General features: G+C 59.5%; 3 protein-coding genes. 1 reads left to right on the top strand and 2 read right to left on the bottom strand.

Features of this window, described 5'->3' with window-relative positions:
* Positions 1-1,194: aminopeptidase family protein P (locus VJS90_RS12030; protein ID WP_324121878.1), on the top strand; the 1,194-nt coding region annotated here is incomplete at its 5' end.
* 45 nt (positions 1,195-1,239) lie between these two features.
* Here VJS90_RS12030 and VJS90_RS12025 read toward each other — a convergent pair.
* Positions 1,240-1,521, bottom strand: coding sequence for a hypothetical protein (locus VJS90_RS12025; protein ID WP_324121877.1), 282 nt, complete (start codon positions 1,519-1,521; stop codon positions 1,240-1,242).
* Between the two features lie 188 nt (positions 1,522-1,709).
* Positions 1,710-2,597 carry a threonine/homoserine exporter RhtA gene (gene rhtA / locus VJS90_RS12020; RefSeq protein WP_324121876.1) on the bottom strand — a complete coding sequence of 296 codons (888 nt, stop codon included), beginning with the start codon at positions 2,595-2,597 and terminating at the stop codon, positions 1,710-1,712.
* Between the last annotated feature and the right edge of the window lie 389 nt (positions 2,598-2,986).

The following is a 2,986-nucleotide window of genomic DNA, read 5'->3' as shown; positions in this document are numbered from 1 at the left end:
TGGCTGTTCACCCTGCGTGGCAGCGATGTGTCCTATAACCCGGTGTTTGTCGCTTTCGCGCTGGTCGGTGCAGCACAGGCGACGCTCTTCGTGGCACTGGACAAGATCGACGAACACGTGCGCCGGGCGCTTGAAGGCGATGGCATCCTGATACGCGACTACGCCGATGCCGGCCACGCATTGGCGGCGATTCCGGCCGGTAGCAGCCTGCTCATCGACCCGGCGCGGGTTACCGTTGGCCTGCTCGAGCACGTCGGCCCCGAAGTACGGCTGGTCGAGGGTATCAATCCGACCACGCTGAGCAAGTCGCGCAAGAGTGAGGACGATCTGCTGCACGTACGCCAGGCGATGGAGCAGGATGGCGCCGCGCTGTGCGAGTTTTTCGCCTGGTTCGAAGCACGGCAGGGGCAAGAGGCGCTCTCCGAGTTGACTGTCGATGATCAGCTCAGTGCTGCGAGGGCCCGCCGGCCAGGATTCGTGTCCCTCAGTTTCGCCACCATCGCGGCGTTCAACGCCAATGGGGCCATGCCGCATTATCGCGCCACTGAACAGGCCCACGCGCGGATAGAGGGCGACGGCCTGTTGCTGATCGACTCCGGCGCCCAGTACCTGGGTGGGACAACCGACATCACCCGCATGGTGCCCATCGGCACGCCAAGCGTTGCCCAGCAGGAGGATTGCACGCGGGTGCTCAAGGGGATGATCGCGTTGTCGCGGGCGCGCTTCCCGAGGGGCATTCTTTCACCTTTGCTCGACGCCATTGCGCGAGCACCACTGTGGGCCGACCAGGTGGACTATGGGCACGGAACCGGGCACGGCGTCGGCTACTTCATGAATGTACACGAAGGCCCGCAAGTCATCGCCTATCAAGCCGCTGCCACGCCACAGACCGCCATGCAGGCGGGCATGATCACCTCGATCGAGCCTGGCACATACCGGCCGGGGCAGTGGGGCGTGCGGATCGAGAACCTGGTGGTAACCCATACTGCAGGGCAAAGTGAGTTCGGCGATTTTCTCGCCTTCGAAACCTTGACGCTTTGCCCCATCGACACGCGATGCCTGCTGCCCGGGATGCTATCCAGCGACGAAGTGGGGTGGCTCAATGGGTACCACGGGGAGGTTCGCAAGCGTCTGCGGCCATTGCTTGAGGGAAGCGCTCTGAGCTGGCTGCTGGAGCGGACGAAAGCTATATAAGGCAGATATGAAAAAGGGGCGCCTCTCAAGCTGCCCCTTCCAGTACTACTTGCACAGCACAATCATGCTACGGCTGGTGTAGCCTGCCGGATTGATTCCGAAGAGGTAGTCGCCCGGCTCGGCGTCGTCGTCACCGGCGCGGGCGATGATCTTGTAACCCTTGCTGCCGCACGACGAGGCCGCCTTTGTGTAGCACTTGTCCCAAGAGGATGAAAGCCCGGAACAATTGATGTGCAGCCCCTTCTTTCCTCGCTTGACCTCGGTCTTGGCAGTCGCGGCGCATCCTGCGATGGCCAGGACGGCCAGGACGAGCAAAATTCGTTTCATTCCTGTCCTTAATACGTGCCCAGGTCTGCCCTGGGTCTGTTCGAAGCCGCTGCGCCTGTTTTCTGGGTATCCCTTCATTCGTGAGCGAGCAAGTAGATAGCGCGAAGATGATGATCGTATGACAGCTTAAACAGCACGGTTGGTCAGTACAATGACTGATGACATCTCAAATGAAAATAACTCTCAAATCAGTCGGCCGCGATTGGGGGTGGCGTTTCGCGCTGCATCGACATTGTGGCGCCGATCGATGCGGTGATGATTGCCGCGATGGCCAGCCACTGCGCCAAGCTAAGCACCTCGCCGAGAAACAGCAGCCCCGATAGCGCGCCAAAAGCCGGCTCCACGCTCATCAGTGTCCCGAAGGTGCGCGCCGGCATACGGGTAAGTGCCACCATTTCGAGGCTGTATGGCAGCGCGGTGGACAGGATTGCGACACCTAGGGCCACAGGCAGCAGTGCGGGCGTGAGCAGAGCGCTGCCGGCATGCACGATGCCGATGGGCGCGATGAACAGCGCGGCGATCATCACGCCCAGCGCAGCAGTCTGGATGCCGTTCTCGGCGCCTGCGCGTTGGCCGTAGAGAATGTACAAGGCCCAACACACTCCGGCGCCCAAGGCATAGGCCGCGCCTTCCAGGTCAACAGCCGCACCGGTCTGACCTATCGGTATCAACAGCAGTAGCCCCACGACTGCCAATGCTATCCAGAGAAAATCCACCGCGCGCCTTGAGGCGTACAAGGCCACTGCCAGGGGACCGGTGAATTCCAGCGCGACGGCAATGCCTAGCGGCACCGTACGCAGCGACATATAGAAGAGGAAATTCATGCCGCCCAGCGCCAGCCCATAGATAACAACCGTGCGTAGAGTGCTGGCGTTGAGCCTGGCACGCCACGGTCGCAGCAGCAGCAACATGATGATGCTGGCGAATACCAGCCGCAGGGTGGTGGTGCCTTGGGCGCCAACGATTGGAAACATGCTCTTGGCAAGTGAAGCGCCAGATTGTATGGACGCCATGGCAATAAGCAGCAGGCCAATCGGGAAAAGGGTCGCGGCCAGGCCGCGGGGCTGGGTGTTCATCGGTATCGGACTGCCATTGATGGATGTGACGGTGTCACATCATGCTCAATGCCTCGTGAATGAGCAATATAGTGCGCAACGATTCTGAGCTTGGTCTTCGAATTGTATTTTTCAAGATTTATTGAAAACAGGGGTTGACGGGGTTTTGAATCCCCTTATAATGCGCCCCACTTCCAGCGTAGTTGGAACGCGAAACTCCTTGAGAATCAACGAGTTAAACGTTTCAGGCAGCACTGGAGGGGCTTCGATCGAAAGATCGGCAGCGGTGAAAAAGGTGGTTGACAGCGAGTTGAAACGCTGTAGAATTCGCCTCCCGCTAACGAGAGATCGCAGCGAGTCAAGTGTTTGAAGTTAAACAGGTTTCTGGTTAAAAACTTCAAAATAAACGC

The sequence above is a fragment of the Pseudomonas sp. genome, from assembly GCF_035277045.1.
Taxonomy (GTDB): domain Bacteria; phylum Pseudomonadota; class Gammaproteobacteria; order Pseudomonadales; family Pseudomonadaceae; genus Aquipseudomonas.
Note: the sequence above shows the minus strand (reverse complement) of the source record. Positions and strands in the feature narration are given on the sequence as shown.